Origin of the sequence: Enterococcus hailinensis (assembly GCF_045862035.1) — a bacterium.
GTDB classification, from domain to species: domain Bacteria; phylum Bacillota; class Bacilli; order Lactobacillales; family Enterococcaceae; genus Enterococcus_A; species Enterococcus_A hailinensis.
This window is the reverse complement of record NZ_BAAFRV010000013.1, coordinates 1-16,057: the sequence shown is the minus strand read 5'-3', so window position 1 is coordinate 16,057 and position 16,057 is coordinate 1. Positions and strand designations below refer to the sequence as shown.

General features: G+C 35.2%; 25 protein-coding genes. 22 read left to right on the top strand and 3 right to left on the bottom strand.

The features are described from left to right. Positions 1-224: 224 nt before the first annotated feature. Together ACKTSC_RS09780 and glnA are read left to right on the top strand one after the other, a co-directional pair. A complete protein-coding gene (locus ACKTSC_RS09780; protein ID WP_071858538.1) occupies positions 225-605 on the top strand; it encodes a MerR family transcriptional regulator in 381 nt (126 codons plus the stop codon). 51 nt (positions 606-656) lie between these two features. Further along, positions 657-1,997, top strand: a complete 1,341-nt coding sequence (gene glnA / locus ACKTSC_RS09775; protein ID WP_332580285.1) for a type I glutamate--ammonia ligase — start codon at positions 657-659, stop codon at positions 1,995-1,997. An 84-nt stretch (positions 1,998-2,081) separates the two neighbouring features. On the opposite strand, the gene ACKTSC_RS09770 is transcribed toward glnA, so the two are convergent. Then, a complete protein-coding gene (locus ACKTSC_RS09770) occupies positions 2,082-2,549 on the bottom strand; it encodes a TspO/MBR family protein (protein WP_407857479.1) in 468 nt (155 codons plus the stop codon). A gap of 210 nt (positions 2,550-2,759) precedes the next feature. On the opposite strand from ACKTSC_RS09770, the gene ACKTSC_RS09765 reads away from it, so the two are divergent. Genes ACKTSC_RS09765 through ACKTSC_RS09755 form a run of 3 tightly spaced genes read left to right on the top strand, consistent with a single transcriptional unit; the run spans position 2,760 to position 3,775 of the window. After that, a complete protein-coding gene (locus tag ACKTSC_RS09765) occupies positions 2,760-3,026 on the top strand; it encodes an IreB family regulatory phosphoprotein (RefSeq protein ID WP_071858535.1) in 267 nt (88 codons plus the stop codon). Further along, a complete protein-coding gene (gene ruvX, locus ACKTSC_RS09760; protein ID WP_332580282.1) occupies positions 3,026-3,454 on the top strand; it encodes a Holliday junction resolvase RuvX in 429 nt (142 codons plus the stop codon). The genes ACKTSC_RS09765 and ruvX overlap by 1 nt, the downstream gene beginning before the upstream one ends. A 15-nt stretch (positions 3,455-3,469) precedes the next feature. Then, the gene (locus ACKTSC_RS09755; RefSeq protein WP_332580281.1) at positions 3,470-3,775 is read left to right on the top strand and encodes a DUF1292 domain-containing protein; all 306 of its coding nucleotides are present in this window, start codon (positions 3,470-3,472) and stop codon (positions 3,773-3,775) included. 80 nt (positions 3,776-3,855) lie between these two features. On the opposite strand, the gene ACKTSC_RS09750 is transcribed toward ACKTSC_RS09755, so the two are convergent. Then, positions 3,856-5,001: a tyrosine-type recombinase/integrase gene (locus ACKTSC_RS09750; RefSeq protein WP_407857478.1), complete on the bottom strand. Its 1,146-nt coding sequence runs from the start codon at positions 4,999-5,001 to the stop codon at positions 3,856-3,858. A gap of 54 nt (positions 5,002-5,055) precedes the next feature. After that, entirely contained in the window at positions 5,056-5,775 is a 720-nt protein-coding gene (locus tag ACKTSC_RS09745; protein WP_407857477.1) for a helix-turn-helix domain-containing protein, read from the bottom strand. Positions 5,776-5,885: 110 nt separating this feature from the next. Between ACKTSC_RS09745 and ACKTSC_RS09740 the strand changes: the two genes are divergently transcribed. The 17 genes from ACKTSC_RS09740 to ACKTSC_RS09660 all read left to right on the top strand — a co-directional run bounded on the left by ACKTSC_RS09740 (position 5,886) and on the right by ACKTSC_RS09660 (position 15,976). Next, a complete protein-coding gene (locus ACKTSC_RS09740; RefSeq protein ID WP_087064045.1) occupies positions 5,886-6,161 on the top strand; it encodes a DNA-binding protein in 276 nt (91 codons plus the stop codon). Positions 6,162-6,201: 40 nt separating this feature from the next. Beyond that, entirely contained in the window at positions 6,202-6,513 is a 312-nt protein-coding gene (locus ACKTSC_RS09735; protein WP_407857476.1) for a hypothetical protein, read from the top strand. Beyond that, the gene (locus tag ACKTSC_RS09730) at positions 6,510-7,187 is read left to right on the top strand and encodes a Rha family transcriptional regulator (protein ID WP_407857475.1); all 678 of its coding nucleotides are present in this window, start codon (positions 6,510-6,512) and stop codon (positions 7,185-7,187) included. The genes ACKTSC_RS09735 and ACKTSC_RS09730 overlap by 4 nt, the downstream gene beginning before the upstream one ends. A gap of 10 nt (positions 7,188-7,197) precedes the next feature. Further along, positions 7,198-7,329 carry a hypothetical protein gene (locus ACKTSC_RS09725; RefSeq protein ID WP_407857474.1) on the top strand — a complete coding sequence of 44 codons (132 nt, stop codon included), beginning with the start codon at positions 7,198-7,200 and terminating at the stop codon, positions 7,327-7,329. Beyond that, positions 7,326-7,565 carry a hypothetical protein gene (locus ACKTSC_RS09720; protein ID WP_407857473.1) on the top strand — a complete coding sequence of 80 codons (240 nt, stop codon included), beginning with the start codon at positions 7,326-7,328 and terminating at the stop codon, positions 7,563-7,565. Before ACKTSC_RS09725 ends, ACKTSC_RS09720 begins: the two co-directional genes overlap by 4 nt. A gap of 12 nt (positions 7,566-7,577) precedes the next feature. Further along, complete coding sequence (locus ACKTSC_RS09715) at positions 7,578-7,748, top strand: hypothetical protein (protein ID WP_407857472.1); 171 nt, start codon at positions 7,578-7,580, stop codon at positions 7,746-7,748. Further along, positions 7,741-8,037, top strand: a complete 297-nt coding sequence (locus tag ACKTSC_RS09710) for a hypothetical protein (RefSeq protein WP_407857471.1) — start codon at positions 7,741-7,743, stop codon at positions 8,035-8,037. The genes ACKTSC_RS09715 and ACKTSC_RS09710 overlap by 8 nt, the downstream gene beginning before the upstream one ends. A 14-nt stretch (positions 8,038-8,051) precedes the next feature. Further along, complete coding sequence (locus ACKTSC_RS09705) at positions 8,052-10,550, top strand: phage/plasmid primase, P4 family (RefSeq protein WP_407857470.1); 2,499 nt, start codon at positions 8,052-8,054, stop codon at positions 10,548-10,550. Between the two features lie 261 nt (positions 10,551-10,811). After that, a complete protein-coding gene (locus tag ACKTSC_RS09700) occupies positions 10,812-11,219 on the top strand; it encodes a DUF3206 domain-containing protein (RefSeq protein WP_407857469.1) in 408 nt (135 codons plus the stop codon). After that, positions 11,220-11,396, top strand: coding sequence for a hypothetical protein (locus tag ACKTSC_RS09695; RefSeq protein WP_216430773.1), 177 nt, complete (start codon positions 11,220-11,222; stop codon positions 11,394-11,396). Positions 11,397-11,790: 394 nt separating this feature from the next. Next, entirely contained in the window at positions 11,791-12,036 is a 246-nt protein-coding gene (locus tag ACKTSC_RS09690; protein ID WP_407857468.1) for a hypothetical protein, read from the top strand. A 3-nt stretch (positions 12,037-12,039) separates the two neighbouring features. After that, positions 12,040-12,570: a hypothetical protein gene (locus ACKTSC_RS09685; protein ID WP_407857467.1), complete on the top strand. Its 531-nt coding sequence runs from the start codon at positions 12,040-12,042 to the stop codon at positions 12,568-12,570. Between the two features lie 299 nt (positions 12,571-12,869). Then, positions 12,870-13,325: a hypothetical protein gene (locus ACKTSC_RS09680; protein ID WP_313630603.1), complete on the top strand. Its 456-nt coding sequence runs from the start codon at positions 12,870-12,872 to the stop codon at positions 13,323-13,325. Beyond that, entirely contained in the window at positions 13,325-13,900 is a 576-nt protein-coding gene (locus ACKTSC_RS09675) for a hypothetical protein (protein ID WP_407857466.1), read from the top strand. The genes ACKTSC_RS09680 and ACKTSC_RS09675 overlap by 1 nt, the downstream gene beginning before the upstream one ends. 110 nt (positions 13,901-14,010) lie before the next feature. Then, positions 14,011-14,583, top strand: coding sequence for a DUF4352 domain-containing protein (locus ACKTSC_RS09670; RefSeq protein ID WP_313630605.1), 573 nt, complete (start codon positions 14,011-14,013; stop codon positions 14,581-14,583). Positions 14,584-14,649: 66 nt separating this feature from the next. After that, positions 14,650-15,255 carry a hypothetical protein gene (locus ACKTSC_RS09665; RefSeq protein ID WP_313630606.1) on the top strand — a complete coding sequence of 202 codons (606 nt, stop codon included), beginning with the start codon at positions 14,650-14,652 and terminating at the stop codon, positions 15,253-15,255. Positions 15,256-15,376: 121 nt separating this feature from the next. Further along, positions 15,377-15,976, top strand: coding sequence for a hypothetical protein (locus tag ACKTSC_RS09660; RefSeq protein WP_407857465.1), 600 nt, complete (start codon positions 15,377-15,379; stop codon positions 15,974-15,976). Positions 15,977-16,057 lie beyond the last annotated feature (81 nt).

Genomic DNA, 16,057 nt, shown 5'->3' with positions numbered 1-16,057 from the left:
ATTAACTCTTGACGATTGGTCTATCGGGTGGTATCCTTTTTTCAACATCAAAATAAACGTTGTGAAAAGCAAAGTTTATCTTTTTGAAAAAATCAAATGTTTACTTATTTCTTAAACTGATGATTAGCTAATAGCTGCTAATTCAAAGGTATAGAGCATGAACATCATGTGTAGTTTTTTTATTTAAAATTAACTACATCATCAACAACGAGGAGGGAAATGTAATGCGGGAAAAAGAATTGCGACGCTCACTTGCTGTTTTTCCAATTGGTACAGTTATGAAATTGACTGATTTGACTGCACGGCAGATTCGGTATTATGAGGAGCAAGAATTGATCCATCCCGAACGAAGCGAAGGAAACCGTAGGATGTATTCTCTGAATGATATTGATGTATTGCTGGAAATTAAGGACTATCTATCTGATGGACTTAACATGGCAGGAATCAAACATGTCTATCAGATGCGTCAAGAAGAAGTAAAAGCTGCCAAAGAAAAACCACCATTGACCGATAAAGATGTTCGTCGTATTTTTTATGACGAAATGTTGACACAAGGTGGTTTACAACAACAACATCCATACCAGTCACAAGGGCCAAAGCTGTAAGTGATTGTGGAATATAAAAAAAACGAAGTGCGAGAAAGGGATTAGATAGTTATGCCGAAAAGAGACCTAAGCAAAGAGGATATCAAACGAATAGTTGAAGAGGAGAACGTCCGCTTTTTACGTTTGATGTTCACCGATATTATGGGAACAATCAAAAATGTTGAAGTGCCAGTTAGTCAAATGCAAAAAGTATTAGACAACAAGATGATGTTTGACGGTTCTTCAATCGAAGGTTTTGTACGTATTGAAGAAAGTGATATGTACTTATATCCAGATTTAACAACTTGGATGGTTTTCCCTTGGGAAAGTGAACATGGAAAAGTTGGTCGTTTAATTTGTGATATCTATGGACCAGATGGAAAACCTTTTGCTGGCGACCCTCGCGGAAACTTAAAACGTGTCTTAAAAGGAATGGATGAATTTGGTTTCAAATCATTCAACTTAGGACCAGAGCCAGAATTCTTCTTATTCAAAATGGATGAAAATGGCAGCCCAACATTAGACTTGAATGACAAAGGCGGATATTTCGACTTTGCACCAACTGATTTAGGTGAAAATTGTCGTCGTGATATCGTTCTAGAATTAGAAAGCTTAGGTTTTGAAGTGGAAGCTTCTCACCATGAAGTAGCGCCTGGACAACACGAAATCGACTTCAAATATGCGGATGCTATCGAAGCTTGTGATAATATCCAAACATTCAAATTGGTCGTTAAAACAATTGCTCGCAAACATGGTTTACATGCGACATTTATGCCTAAACCTCTTTACGGAATCAATGGTTCAGGTATGCACTGCAATATGTCTTTATTCAATGATGAAGGCAATGTATTCTATGATGAAGATGGCCCAATGAAATTAAGTAAAACTGCTTATCAATTCTTAGCAGGTTTATTGAAACACGCTCGCGCATACACGGCAGTATGTAACCCAATCGTTAACTCTTACAAACGTTTAGTTCCTGGTTTCGAAGCACCTGTATACGTTGCTTGGAGCGGACGTAACCGTTCACCATTGATTCGTGTCCCTGAATCTCGTGGATTGTCTACTCGTTTAGAATTACGTTCTGTTGATCCAGCAGCAAATCCATATTTGGTAATGGCTGTATTGATTGAAGCTGGTCTAGATGGTATCCGTAATGACTTAACACCTCCAGCAGCAGTCGATCGTAATATCTATGTGATGACAGAAGAAGAACGCAAAGAAGCAGAAATCTATGATTTACCTTCAACGATCCACAATGCGATCAAAGCATTGCGTGAAGATCAAATTATGGTCGATGCTTTGGGCACACATATCTATACGAACTTCAATGAAGCAAAACGTATGGAATGGGCAGCCTTCCGTCAAACAGTTTCTGAGTGGGAACGCGATCAATATTTAGAACTATACTAATCCAATCGCTTGAACTCTTGAGGAATTCCTCAAGAGTTTTTTTTATAAAAAAACTACCAGAAAAAAATTCTGGTAGCATAAAATTTAATTTAGAATAGCTAATCCAAAAGATAGGTATGTAGCAAAAGCTACCCATGCGAGATAAGGAATGAAACAAAGGGCAGCCACTTTTGAGATTCTGCGAAACTCACGGATGCTGAATAAAATGGAAATCAATAAAAAGAGACTGATGAATGAAGCAATCCAAAAATGAGAAGCCCCAAAGAAAATGATACTCCAGATGAAATTAAGAATTAATTGAATCGCAAAAAGTAAATAAGCGAATGTTTTACTGCGTCTTTCCTTGCTGTCAATCACCAAAAATAAGGCCAATCCAATCAAAGCATATAGAATGATCCAAACAGTTCCTACCAAACTTCCCGGTGGTGAAAATAGTGGTTTGTTTAGTTGTGCGTATACTGCAGGAATATCACCGGCAAAAAAGCCTGAGATTGATCCAACCAACTCTACGCCGATCACACAGGCAAGTAGTGTAAAAAATCTTTTTAACATAATACTGTCCTCCTTTTAGTTAAAGTATAACGAGCTTTTTGACTGAAAGAAAAAAAGATGCTTAATAAAATACGAATTGAAGTGAAACCATGTTATAATAATTCGGAAGATTTTGTTAAGTCAACGATTTAAGAGCTTGCTAGATTTGTAAGTTTTGTTTTCTTTTAGTAAAATATAATTGTTGATACTTTCAAAGAGAGGTGTGAGAAAATGGGATACACAGATGAAACAGTCCGTTTTGATTTTGATGATAATCATAAAAGAGAAATCAGTGAGACATTGACGATCGTTTACAATGCATTAGCTGAAAAAGGCTACAACCCGATCAACCAAATCGTCGGCTATTTATTATCAGGCGATCCTGCCTATATTCCTCGTTATCAAGATGCAAGAAACTTGATTCGTCGTCACGAACGTGATGAAGTGATGGAAGTTTTAGTGAAATACTATCTTAAAGATCATGGTATTAACGTTTGATGCGAGTGATGGGATTAGACGTGGGTTCAAAAACCGTCGGTATCGCAGTCAGTGATCCTTTCGGCTGGACCGCACAAGGAGTAGAAATCATTCGAATCGATGAGGCCAATGAAGAATTTGGTTTTGATCGCTTAGGCGAACTGGTCAAAGAGTATAAAGTAACTAAATTTGTAGTAGGTCTCCCTAAAAACATGAATAATACGATTGGACCGCGTGCCGAAGCTTCAATGGCTTATGCGGAACAAATCAAGGAGCTTTTTGGTTTACCTATTGAATTTCAAGATGAACGTCTGACGACAGTTCAGGCAGAACGAATGTTAGTTGAACAAGCAGATGTTTCACGTTCAAAACGTAAAAAAGTAATAGACAAGCTTGCGGCAGTCATGATTTTACAAAACTATCTTGATCGCACAAGCAGCAAATTTTAGAAAAGAGGAATGACAATGGCACACGAACACACACATGACCATGATCACGAACATGAATTAATTACTTTAGTAGATGATGAAGGAAATGAAACCCTTTATGAAATTCTTTTGACGATCGATGGTCAAGAAGAATTTAATCGTAACTATGTGTTACTTTATCCAGCAGGAGCACCTGAAGATGAAGATGTAGAATTACAAGCTTACGCTTACGTTGAAAACGAAGACGGCAGTGAAGGTGACTTACAACAAATCGAAACAGATGCTGAATGGGATATGATTGAAGAAGTATTCAATACATTCATGACTGAAGAAGAAGAATAGGCTATAAAGCTAGGAGAAACCTTGATATGATAGGGTTTCTCCTTTTTTTATTTTTTACTGTATGCCACATTGTATGCCATCTAGTCGATATTTAAGTGTTGTACTAATTTTTCAACAGTCTTTTCTTTCGTTTCTTTTGCCAAGTGACCGTAGCAATCGATCGTCTGACTAATTTTTGTATGCCGTAATCTAGTTTGAACTTCTACCATAGTAGCCCCAGCGTCCAAGAGCATTGAAGCGTGAGTATGTCTTGTTACATGCACACCGAGAAACGGAACCATAGCTTTTTCACAAATAGTATTCAATCTTGCGTAAATAGCGTGGTGTGTGATTAGTTCTTTATAGATACCGCAAAAAATCATAGTCGGATTAGTAATGCCAAGTGTCAGCATATATTTTCGCTGGTTAATCTGCCATTTTTTTAGTATAGAAATTGTTCTTTCATCTAGTGGAAGAACTCCAGCACTACGATCAGTTTTAGGATCACTGATTTTATAGCCATTTTTGGATTGGCTTAGTGTTTTATTGATGGTGACTGTATTTTCTTGAAAATCAATGTCTGACCAATTCAATGCAAGGGCTTCACTAATTCTAACCCCACTATAAAAGAGAAAACGTAATAATGTTTTATCAAAGTCATTTCGATAAGTTTCAGGTTTGCTGTTTAGGTAATCAAACAAGGTTATCAGTTGTTCTTTACTGTAAACTTTGACCTTTTCTTCATGCTTAGTGGTGGTTCTTTTAGGCATTAGGACGTTTTCTAATGGATTAGTCTCAATGATCCCAAGATTGATAGCATAGCTAAAAATACGCTTAGAAGTTGAATGAAGAACCTTATATTGATCGGTAGTTTCAGCCCAGCTATTTACAATTTGTTGGGCTTTTTTTACCGTGACTTCATTTATACGAAGATTTCCGTATTTTGGAAGAATCCACTTTCTAAACTTGATTTCAGTTTTCATGAAGGTGGCTTCACGGACAGTGGTTTTATATGTTTCTAGCCACAAGTCATAAACTTCTTTAAACGTCTCGTTGTTCGCTTTTTTAATACCGTTTTTATCGTAGTCCACTTGCAACCGTGACAAGGCAAGCTGGGCTTCTTTTTTTGTTTTGTAACCTCGTCTACGAACCTTATCAGGTTTGCCAGTCATTTTGTTCATTCCAAGATAGGCTTCATAGAGCCAAAATTTACCTTTTTTAGTTTCATATTGCTTGAATGTTGCCATAAGATTTCCCCTCCATAGTGTAGCAAGCCGTGGGGGGCGAGTGGGAGGAAGGGTTTAATTTAAAACATAATCGCCATTATCATTCTTTACAAAAATAAAAGCGGTATAACTATCAGATTCTGGCTTATTTTTTAAGCCAACTATAATCTGATCATTAGTTAACCCGATTCTTTTTAAGATAATGAAATTAAAAATTTGTTCAATGAAATAATAAATCTCTGTTTCATCTAGTGATTGAAAGAATTCTTTATTTCTTTGATCGGTAAGACTTGTAATAAAAGCCAAATCAATTTTACTTAATTCTTCTTGAGAAGGCATACTTACTTCTATATATATTAATTTATTATTCTTCAAATTCTCTGGGTATTTAACAATAAACCAAGGATCGTTTGCAGTAGTCATCCCTCCATTCTGAATCATTTCCTTCATTTTACTCATGGGAATATACTCCCCCAAAATATAATGAGTTTGTGTCGATTCTTCAAATGTTTCAGACAAAATAGACATATCATAGGAATCTTCCTTGATAATTATCAGATCATTAGGAGTTATATCTAGGGCAAGGCAGATTTTTTCTAATGTATCAAATTGAATCCCCTTACTTGAATTATTAGATATTAAACTAAGCGTATTTTTTGATATTTTAGTTTGCTCATGTAGCCAAGTCATAGTTTTTCCTTTTTCTTCAAGGATATTTTTTAAATTAACTTTATGCACAGTTTCCCCTCCTTCGATAGTACAAGTATAGCGATTTTTAATTTCTTTAGCAATCATAATTCCTATATACATGTATTTTTTTAACTATATGCTTGCAAATGATTTAAAGTGATGATACTATACATATGTAAAATAATAACTACATAAATGTAATAGAGGTGACAAACATGAACGGATTTCAAGTAATGCTATCAGACGAGCAAGCAGCTTCTTTAAAAGAATATGTTTTTGAGATTACTAAAGAAGCAATGGCGGAAGCCAAAAATGTGGCTAACGTTGATAAGGACTTTTTGAAAAAAGGTGAAATGGCAAAATGGCTAGGCATTAGTTACAATTCACTTTCTAAATTAGAGAGTATGGGATTGCCAGTTATTCAAATTGACGGATTAATCTTTTTTTCTAAAGAAGAAACAAAAAAATGGCTTATGAATCATCAAAAATAATCGCAAGCGTGGGGGCAAGTGATTAACAGGAGGAACCAAAATGGATTTAACACAAAATAAAGTAATTGAAAAAGTATTATCGAGAGTTGTTACAGAAGAAACCGCTGAGGAATTAGCAAATTTGGAAGGCGAAGCACTAGAAGAAACTTTTAATTGCTTATACGAGCAAATGGACTATCAGAAATTGCTACCTAAAGATCCAACGGTAAGTGGAGTATTGCAAGGTTTGAACGATTTAGTACAAGCAGAGTTTCAAGAACGACTTTCTATTGAAGAGTATCAAGAAATTTTGTATCAGCAAGTTGAGTTGTTAGCAAGCTTGCTAGGGATCGAAGTGGAGGAAGCGGAATGAACGAATTAGTATTTTTAAATTCAGAGTATATCGAGGAAGAACCATTTACTACTGATGAGATTATTGCGAAGTATTCGGAAAATGATCAAGAATCAGTAAAGCGATTAATTAGAACTTATCAATCGGACTTAGAAGATTTTGGAGTTTTGCGATTTGAAATCCGTAAACCTAAAAAGGGGACGTTAGGTGGTAGACCTAAAAAAACTTACATTCTGAATGAAGAACAAACAACGCTTTTAGTTACTTATCTTGATAATACAGAGCCAGTCAGAATCTTTAAAAAAGAATTAGTTCGTCAATTCTATGATATGAAAAACGAGTTGTACGCTCGAAGAATGGAACGTCATTATGGTAAACGTGTCCGTAAATCGATGACGGATGTTATAAAAGAGTTGGGTCTGTCTTCGCATTACTATAAACATTATACAGACCTTGTTTACAAAACAGCGTTAGGATTTAATGCTAAACAATTACGTGAGGCTAGGGAAGCAACCAAGAAAGCTACACCACTTGATTATTTAACAGTAGAGGAAATTGAAGCAGTGAATCAGCGAGAACAACAGGTTACAACGTTATTAGGGTTAAACTTTGACTACACAACAATCAAGGGCATTCTAAACGGACAAGATGTAATTTATCAAACTACGCTAAAAATGCCAGTAGTAGCAAACTAGGAGCAAAACTATGATCGAGAACAAAGAAAAAGCCTTAACGATTCCACCGACCAAAGCGAACGTTAAAGGCACACATATTGGGATAAAACCCGATATTCTTTGTTCCGATTATACCATATTAAAAAATCGGAGGAAACTATGATGGAACATTTAACTAATGATGAACTCTTAAAACAGGCAGAGAAACTAACCGAATGTGCGCAACAAATTAAGGTATTACACCGACTGGCTGAAAACCTGGAATACTCACGAGTCAGCGGGGATCAGTTCGCGGTGAATCATCAAATACAAAGTGGGTTGATGGAAGATATGGGCGATAACCTTCAAATAGTTGGTGAAGCGATCCAAGAAATATCTAATACCATTTGCCCAGATTAGGAGGGAATCACAATGAATAAGAGAACAAATTTAATTTTGCTTAGCATTATTTTAGGTGGCGTGGTCACCTTTCTACCAGCACCAATAAAGATAGCGTTGCTTGTAAGTACAGCAATAGCATTGTTCATGCGATACGATTTTTACGACTATGACCAACGAAACGAGGGAATCAATCATGAGTAAAACGTTGCTAGAAAAACAATATGATCCGACAGGAAAACCCACTGGGAAAATTATGATGATTGATCGTTGGGGATTTAAAGAAATACCGATTGATACACCAATTTTATCTCATGGTGCTACGGTAGGTGCTGGAAATGATATGGATCGAGAAATCACTCTTTCTGTTTTGACTGATATGAACGGAGACAATAACCCACAATGGCTGAATTTTGAAGCACAGCAAGTTTGGCTTGTGTTTAACGATCGATTTAATGAAGATGGCACACCGAAGGCAATTTTTGCGAGTTAGGGGAGGGAAGTTTATTGGCATTATTAGCAACAGATAAAATACGTGAACCAGTTTGGGAAAACATTCCAGACGAAATGAAAAAATACAATCGTTGGCTTTGTTGGAAAGCTGTTCCTGATAAAAAAGAACCAGAAAAAATAAATAAAGTTCCCGTTGATTTAAATGGACAATTTTTATATGGGTGGCAAGAAAGAGAATTATTTAGTTTTTTAGAGGTTAAACAAGCGGTAGAAGCTGGCTTTGCAGATGGTATTGGTTTTTCTCAAGGCAGCACACCGTATCAGTGTGTGGATTTAGACAACAGCAGGGGCGTTGAATTCATTAGTGAAGAACTTCAAACGATTACCAATGCTGGCTACGCTGAAAAGAGTCCATCTGGGCGTGGCTTACACGTTTGGGTGATTGGAAATGTTCCCAGTGATATTGGGCGTAAGCGCAAAACAGCAAGCGGTGAAGAAATTGAGTTTTTTACTAACACTGGGTGGGTAACGGTTTCTGGAGATCGTTACAACGATTTAGAACCACAGAACTGCCAGAAAATGATTGATTTTATCATTAAAGAATATAGTTTTAAAAAAGAGAAGGTAACTCCACAGCCACGTATTGCAAATTATGAACCTAACAATTTAAGTGAAGCTGAAATTATTCGAGCAATGAACCAATCAAAAGCGGGTAGCAAAATTTCATCTCTAATGCGTGGAGATATTAGCTACTATAATGATGACTGGTCATCGGCGGATCAAGCACTAGCAAATTATTTAGCCTTTTTTTCTAAGAAAGACTACGGAATGATGGACACCATTTTTAGACAGTCGGGGCTATATCGTGAAAAATGGGATCGGAAACACCGAAGCGACGGCGCTACTTATGGACAAATTACACTGGAGAAAGCTATTGCAGACACTGTAAACGTTTATGATCCTAAAAAGAAAGATAGTTACTTCATATCAGTGCCAGGGTTAACAACAAAAACAAACGAATCTATTCATATTAATATCGAATTAAGTGAGATTACTAAACAATCTGAAAAGATTATTGATATGGAAGAAAGAGCTGTTTTTATAAAAAATGCCACAAGTAAATTGAACAATGATACACCTAAATGGTTCTGGATTATCCCAAATATTAAAAAAGATAACAACGGTCATGTAAGCAGCGCAACTTTTAAATATGGATTTAATCATGAGGTAATGGGAGATCTAATTATCCAAAGGCACCATTTACTACGATTTCCTAAGTTGTTAGAAGGTGCTGTTTATGAATCAAAAAAAGGCGCATGGCGGTATTTTGGCAAAAACGAACTAATAATGTTTGCCGAGAAAATTTGTCTTGAGGAGTTACAAATGTGGGGTTTCTACGATCAAAAATATATATCACCAGTTAAAACATATGTAAAACAAAAAACGTACGATCCGAGTTATTCGAATAGATCACCTTTTGAAGATAGCAATCCAGCGCTAGTACCATTCAAAAATGGAACGTATAACATTTTGACCGATGAAATTAATTCGCATGATCCATCGAATTATATTCTTATCTCTTATGATTACAATTTGGATATGTCGGGGAAAGCTACGCCGGCAACTGATAAATTTTTTACTGATTTTTTTGGTGAGGCAGCATTATTCATGAAACAGTTCATTGGTTATACATTTTATCGAAGTCATGCACCAGCTCAAGATTTAGTGTTTTTATACGGCGAAGGTGGCGAAGGAAAATCAAGTTTTCTTAACATGATAGCTGAATATTATGTTACAAAAGAAAATCGTACAGCGCTAACACCGCAAGAATTAACCAAAGAAAAATTTTCGATAGTAGATTTATTGGGCAAAGCTTTCAATATTAGTGGGGATATTGATGATGATTACATTAGTCAGACAGGTATTTTGAAGCGTTTAACAGGTTCAGACGCTATTAAGGGAGAATTCAAAGGGATTCAAGGATTTACTTTTGTAAGCCACGCTAAACACATTTTTAGTATGAACGCCTTCTTTCATTTTAAAGATATAAGCCCAGGGTTTGCTGATCGCCTTACAGTCGTACCAATTACTATTGGTAATCAACGGAAAGAAGGTGCTACTTTCTGGAAGGAACAGGACTTAGAAGCAATCGAGAAAGAAGCGCCCGCATTTGCCTATGAATGTATTAAAGAGTTTAGAAAAATATTCGATGGCAAGAAAGCTACTTTTACACGTTCCGAAAGTATGCGGCAAACTAAAGCCGAATGGTTGTTTGATAATGACCGAATGGGACAATTTGTTTTTGAATGTTGCAAGATCGATAATACCGAAACTAGGGGAGAAATTGCGACTACTGTTTACTTAGAATACAAAGCATTTTGTATGCAAAATGGATTTAAACCCCAAAGTAAGATTGAATTGACTAAGTATCTAAACAAAAAGTTTGATGTACCTAGAAAGAAACATACCAGAGGTTTTAACGATAGCGGAAGCCACAAAGAACGTTACACTGGTTTGAAATTAATTTCCACATACCACATCACGGACGAGTAATTGTCTCTATTCTATCCGACTTTTGTCCCTATTTTTTCTAAAAGAAAGCCATACGTATCAAGGGATTGTCCCTATTGTCCCTATTTTTTGTTAATTCTTTTAAAAATAAAAAAGTAAAAATATTAGTAATATTATTTATATAAAGAAGTAGCGTAAAAAGTCGGACAATACGGACAATCGTTGATATATCAAGGTTTAAAAAAATTGAACTACGGACAATGAATGGAAAAAAGACAGACAATTTAAACAGGAGGAAAGTAAATGCTCAATATTATTTCAACAAACAAAGCACCGAACTTTCAATATACAGATGAAATAGATCGGTTTCTAATGAACACGCTGGCATTTAGTGTGGGATTGGTAACAGAAGATTATTCCACATTTGATCCAGAAGTATTAAAGATAATGGTAGAAGAACCTGACTGGCTGCAGGAGTCAGTAGTGTGGTGTCAGTCGCTAGTAGTGGGATCATTGGCTGACAGTGGGAACTATGATGATACAGGTGAGCTAATGGATGAATTTAATTGTTTGCTTAATCTATATGACCGAGCGAGACAACGAGAGCTTACATCGAATGAGGATAATTTGTTTTTAAACATCCATGATAAGTTCTTGGCTTTGCTACTAACAGATGATGAATTGATAGCTAACTTATTGGAGGTAGCATAGATGATTGAAGTGGTTTATGTGTTCGATGGTGTGGAACGTGTTAGATATGCAACTGGTCAAAGAGGAGTACATGGTTTTAAAATATTAAAGGATAATTGTATAAGCATACAGTTTGATGATGGTAGAAATTACTTGTTGTATAGTCCGTTTATTGAGATTCACCTAGAACTTGAATAGGATGGATTGATAGTGTATAAATTCTAGAATAAATAATAGTAAGCCAATACTTTTCTTTATTAAATTTCCGAGATTAGTTTATTTAAAATAATCGATAAACCTCTGTATATAAGCATTTTAGTGTATTAAAAAATTAGTTTTTATGTTATAATAAAGGAGTAGATAAAGATAGAAAATTATTTGATTATCTTAAAAGATGGTAAAGAAATAAAGATTGAGCCAATTGATTATGGTGAGGTAGTTATCAAGTATGCGAACGGCGTACCAGTATATATTACTAAGCAAATTGGAGAGCAAATTAAATAAAGCTGACTAGACAAAGCTAGAGGCTACTTCACTCATTAATTTGAGAGAGGTAGTCTCTTTTATTTTTGGAATAAGGAGGGAAATAAGTATGCGATTGATAGATACAAGAAGTGATTATAAACGGAGAAGAATCAATGATTTGCCTGCTATGAGCAAAAGGGAATTAGATTTGAAAGTAGTCCAAACCAATAAAGATTTGCTTATGCAAGCATTAGTAAAAAAATATGGAAAGAGTAAGGCACTCGAATACTTTAATGATTACTTTAATAAAATCAATAAATTAGATACAGATCGTGACAAAAAAGATTTTATAAAATTAGTGTTAGGAGAATAATACATGAATGAAATTATTAATACTGAACATTTACCAACTGATGAAAGCAAGGCTAAAGAACTGATAGGTATTGTAAGTCGGATGCGTAGTGATACTCAAAAAGCTACAAAGCGTGTAGATAAAGAGGAAATTGAAAAAGAAAAAAATGATATCCAAAAGAAAATAAATGAGTTAGTAACCATCAAAGCTGTTGAGCCATTAAGAACGTCTGAGATCAATGACCAGTTAATTCAATTAAATAAAGAACTTGAATCTTTGAAGCTAAACAATGAAACAACTGCGACTTCTATTAGGGAATATATTTTTAATAACTATAAAGAAGAACTAGGAAAAGCCTACAAAGAAGCAGAAAAAGAATACCGAGAAAATCTAAAAGCTTGGTCGGAATTTGATAAGAAACTAAAATATGAGCTGGACAAAGTGAGCGAGCAAAAACGTCATTTTCTTTATGATGCAGATTTTAATTTGAATGTTCGTTGGCTAGATGACTATTTAAGATTTATTGACAAGAATGCTAGACAAATTGAGTGGTAAAAATTTATGACCCCCCTATGCAAGCGAGAGGCAATAAATCGAAGCCCTCTCTTGTGTGAACGAATCTCCCTTTAGAAACTTTATAAATAGTCCCGCCATAATAGTTGATAGAAATGGCTATAAGAGGATCGTTGTTTCCAAACTTCTTTCTCTCTCTTTGGGTAAAGGCGGTATGACTAAAAGCATACCGTCTTTTTGTATTTAAAAATATTAATAGAACATTTACTTTAAATCTATGTATGTTAAAAGATAATCCAAATTACTATCAAGGTACATTTGAAAACTACTAGGAGGATAGCGTGGATAACGAATATAATTTAAAGCGATATTTAAATATTGATTTATATCTCAAAAAACTAGAGATAGAAAAACAATCAATAAGAAAAGAACTATATAATCAAAGCCTTTGTACTAGCATAACTTATGATGAATTGTCTATCCATGCGAAAGCCCCTAAAATAGCACAGCTAGTAGCTGATAATGTAGAAGCATGTTCGTTGGTAGATAAGCGTATAAAACGTTGGGAGTATCGTAGAAGCCAGTTTGAAAGGTTCTTATCTAGCCTTGCTACAATCGAACGTGAGAGTCTCAAAAAAGGCTTTTGGAGTCAAAGGATATACGAGAAGGTACTTGATGAAATTTACGAGATAGAGACAGCTACGGCGTTCAAATTTGGCTATGAACCACCAGACGAACGAATTGAGTTAGCGAATAATTTATACCTTGATATTGAACTAATGGCGGAGGTGTTGTAATGAGTTACCCAGTAATTTATCCGAACGTAAAAAGATACTTGGCAAAATGGGCGGGATTCATGGAATATAGAAACGAACTGAATGAATACGAGAAAAGAATGGCAAAAATCTTTTTTAAAGCATTATCCGTCACTAGCAAAGAGGATATCATTTTGCTATCTGAGAAATATTTGGATTCAGACCACAAAACACAATATAGCCCTGAACATGATGGCTACATGGCAAGGCTTCCGATTACAGACCAAATACTATCAGAAAAAAATAATATTGAACTGAAAGAATATAGAACACGTAGAAATAAAGCCGAGTACCGACTTCAAAAAGAATTGAATAAGCAGGTGGACGAGTATGAAGAAGAAAAAAGAAAGATATTGCCAAAGTATGTATTGCGTATGGGTAGACTGTTTTTTAAACGTTATGAGCTAAGTGTGACTAGAAAAGTAAAAGAAGAAATCATTTTTACTCAAAATATTTCGGAAGCAAAAATATTTACTGATGAGACTAATGAAGGCGAAGAGTTAGCAATAGGTTTTGGCTTAACAAAGGAAGAACCAGATTTTATGGGTTATAAATAATACTGTATGAAGAATTAAGTAAACCACTATCTAATTGTTACGAATTGAACAATTGTCTTTGAAGATGATATGATGGTAGTACAAGTTGCTAATTGAAAGAAGGGGAAATCATGAAAAAGATAATTTGTGTTTTATCATGCTTATTTGTCGGTGTATTTATTGCTGGGTGCTCAACCTCAAACGAAGCAGAAACAGAAGAAAGTTCATCATCTTATAATATAGACGATGAATTTGAAGAAGCAAAGCAACAAGTGGCTGCAGAAGAAGCGTACGAATCAGATTCTGAGGATGTCAGTGACAGTAGCTCAAATGCGCAGGTTTCTGCATCTATCGGTCAAAGCCAACCCTTTACTAGCGAGTCTGGTGATATGATCGATGTTAAAATCGACTCTGTTGAGAAAGATATGGGTGACGGAGACTACTATGTCCCTGAAAATGGCTACTATGCAAAAGTTAGCTTTACTGTTACGAATCTTGGAGATAACCCTTTCAAAGTTACAGCTCATCAGCTGGATTTCTATGACGGTCAAAACATGAAAGCTGAATTGAACTCTAGAGATTTTTATTCAGATACAATCCAACCTGGTAAATCAGCTACTGGTGTTGCGTATTTTGATGTTAAAAATGATACGCCTAATTATGAAGTGTATTTCGCCGACGCATCTTGGACCGGAAGCTACTAATTCGTTGCCCCACTTTGGGGATTCCTTAATATGAATAAAATTGTAAAATATTTAGGAGGAAATAAAATGAAAAAAATTAGTATTGCATTGTTGGTATGTTCTGCTTTACTATTAGCTGCTTGTTCGAATGATAAAACTACAGACTCTACTTCTAAACAGCAGGAAACTAAAAGTAGCCAGACTAAAGAAAGCAGCAGTACCACAACTACAAGCTCTATTTCAAGCTCTGCTACAGATTCATCGTCAACTACAGATTCTATTACTACTCCTGCAGCGGTTCAACAGGAAACGTATGAACAGCTAAAACAACGCACATTGCAATCTACTCCAGCCGATCGCACAAACTGGTCCAATAAGGAGTGGGAAGCGTTCGGTATGGCTCTAAGCGAGAATGGTCTTGCTATGGATGATGCAGGCAATATCATTACCCAAGCTCAAAAAGATCAATTAGACTCGAATAATCAAGCTCAGCAACAAAATGATGATACAACTCAAGATATTTCTACAGATACAAGTACTTTGACCGGCTTCGTGAATGTTTACGGTATGTCACCCGCTGCATATAAGGTGCAAAATGGCATGTCTATAGAAGAAGCCTTGAGAAGTACGCCTAGGCATATGAAAACATCAGGAGAAATCCAAACGGGTTATATGGAGTACGGTATAGAATGATATCTACATTCGGATTAAGGAGTAATATTTATGTGGATTAAGAAATTACCGCAAATGGAAAATTTAAAGATATAGAACGATACGAAGATCCATAATAAAAGAATAAAGTGGAGTTGCCAAAATGGAAAATAGTTTACCTTCAAATGATTTAATAGGTGATAGTATCAAAGCGTGGAATAGTGAAGATATCTATGAAAAACCAGAAGAAGTTCTAGTATCCATGTTTTCCAATAAAATTAATAGTGATTTTGCCAATGTTTTTACTAAAGTTTCTATATTGAATTCTGTTTATAGCACTAATTTGTATAATAAAGATGTTCTTGCCGTAGCAAATTGGATTGTAGCAAATCATGTGAAATTTGATTCTAAAGAAAAAAAAGGTGATCCTAGTGCAGTTTGGGATTTAGCAAATAACGGAACTACTGGAATAATATTTTCGTTTGCTACAAAATTCTGTAGTTTTTCTAACCCAAAAGAATATCCAATATATGATAGTAAAGTCGAAAATTTACTATGGAAGTATAAAAAAATGGGTATTTTTGATCGAGTGATTGAGCGAAGCGATTTGTATCATGGATATAGATACGAAATTAAAAATAATGATTTAAGAGAAAATAGATATGTTGTTTTCAAAGAGTTAATTGATGAACTTTTTATGTATTGCAATTTAAGTGATGGATTTGAGTCAATATCTTGGACATATTTTAGTAGAGACTGCTAAGACATTTTCTCTGTTTCTAAATCTTCAAACTCCTGTGGAGTTAAGTAATGAATCGAACTATGGATTCGATTACGATTATAA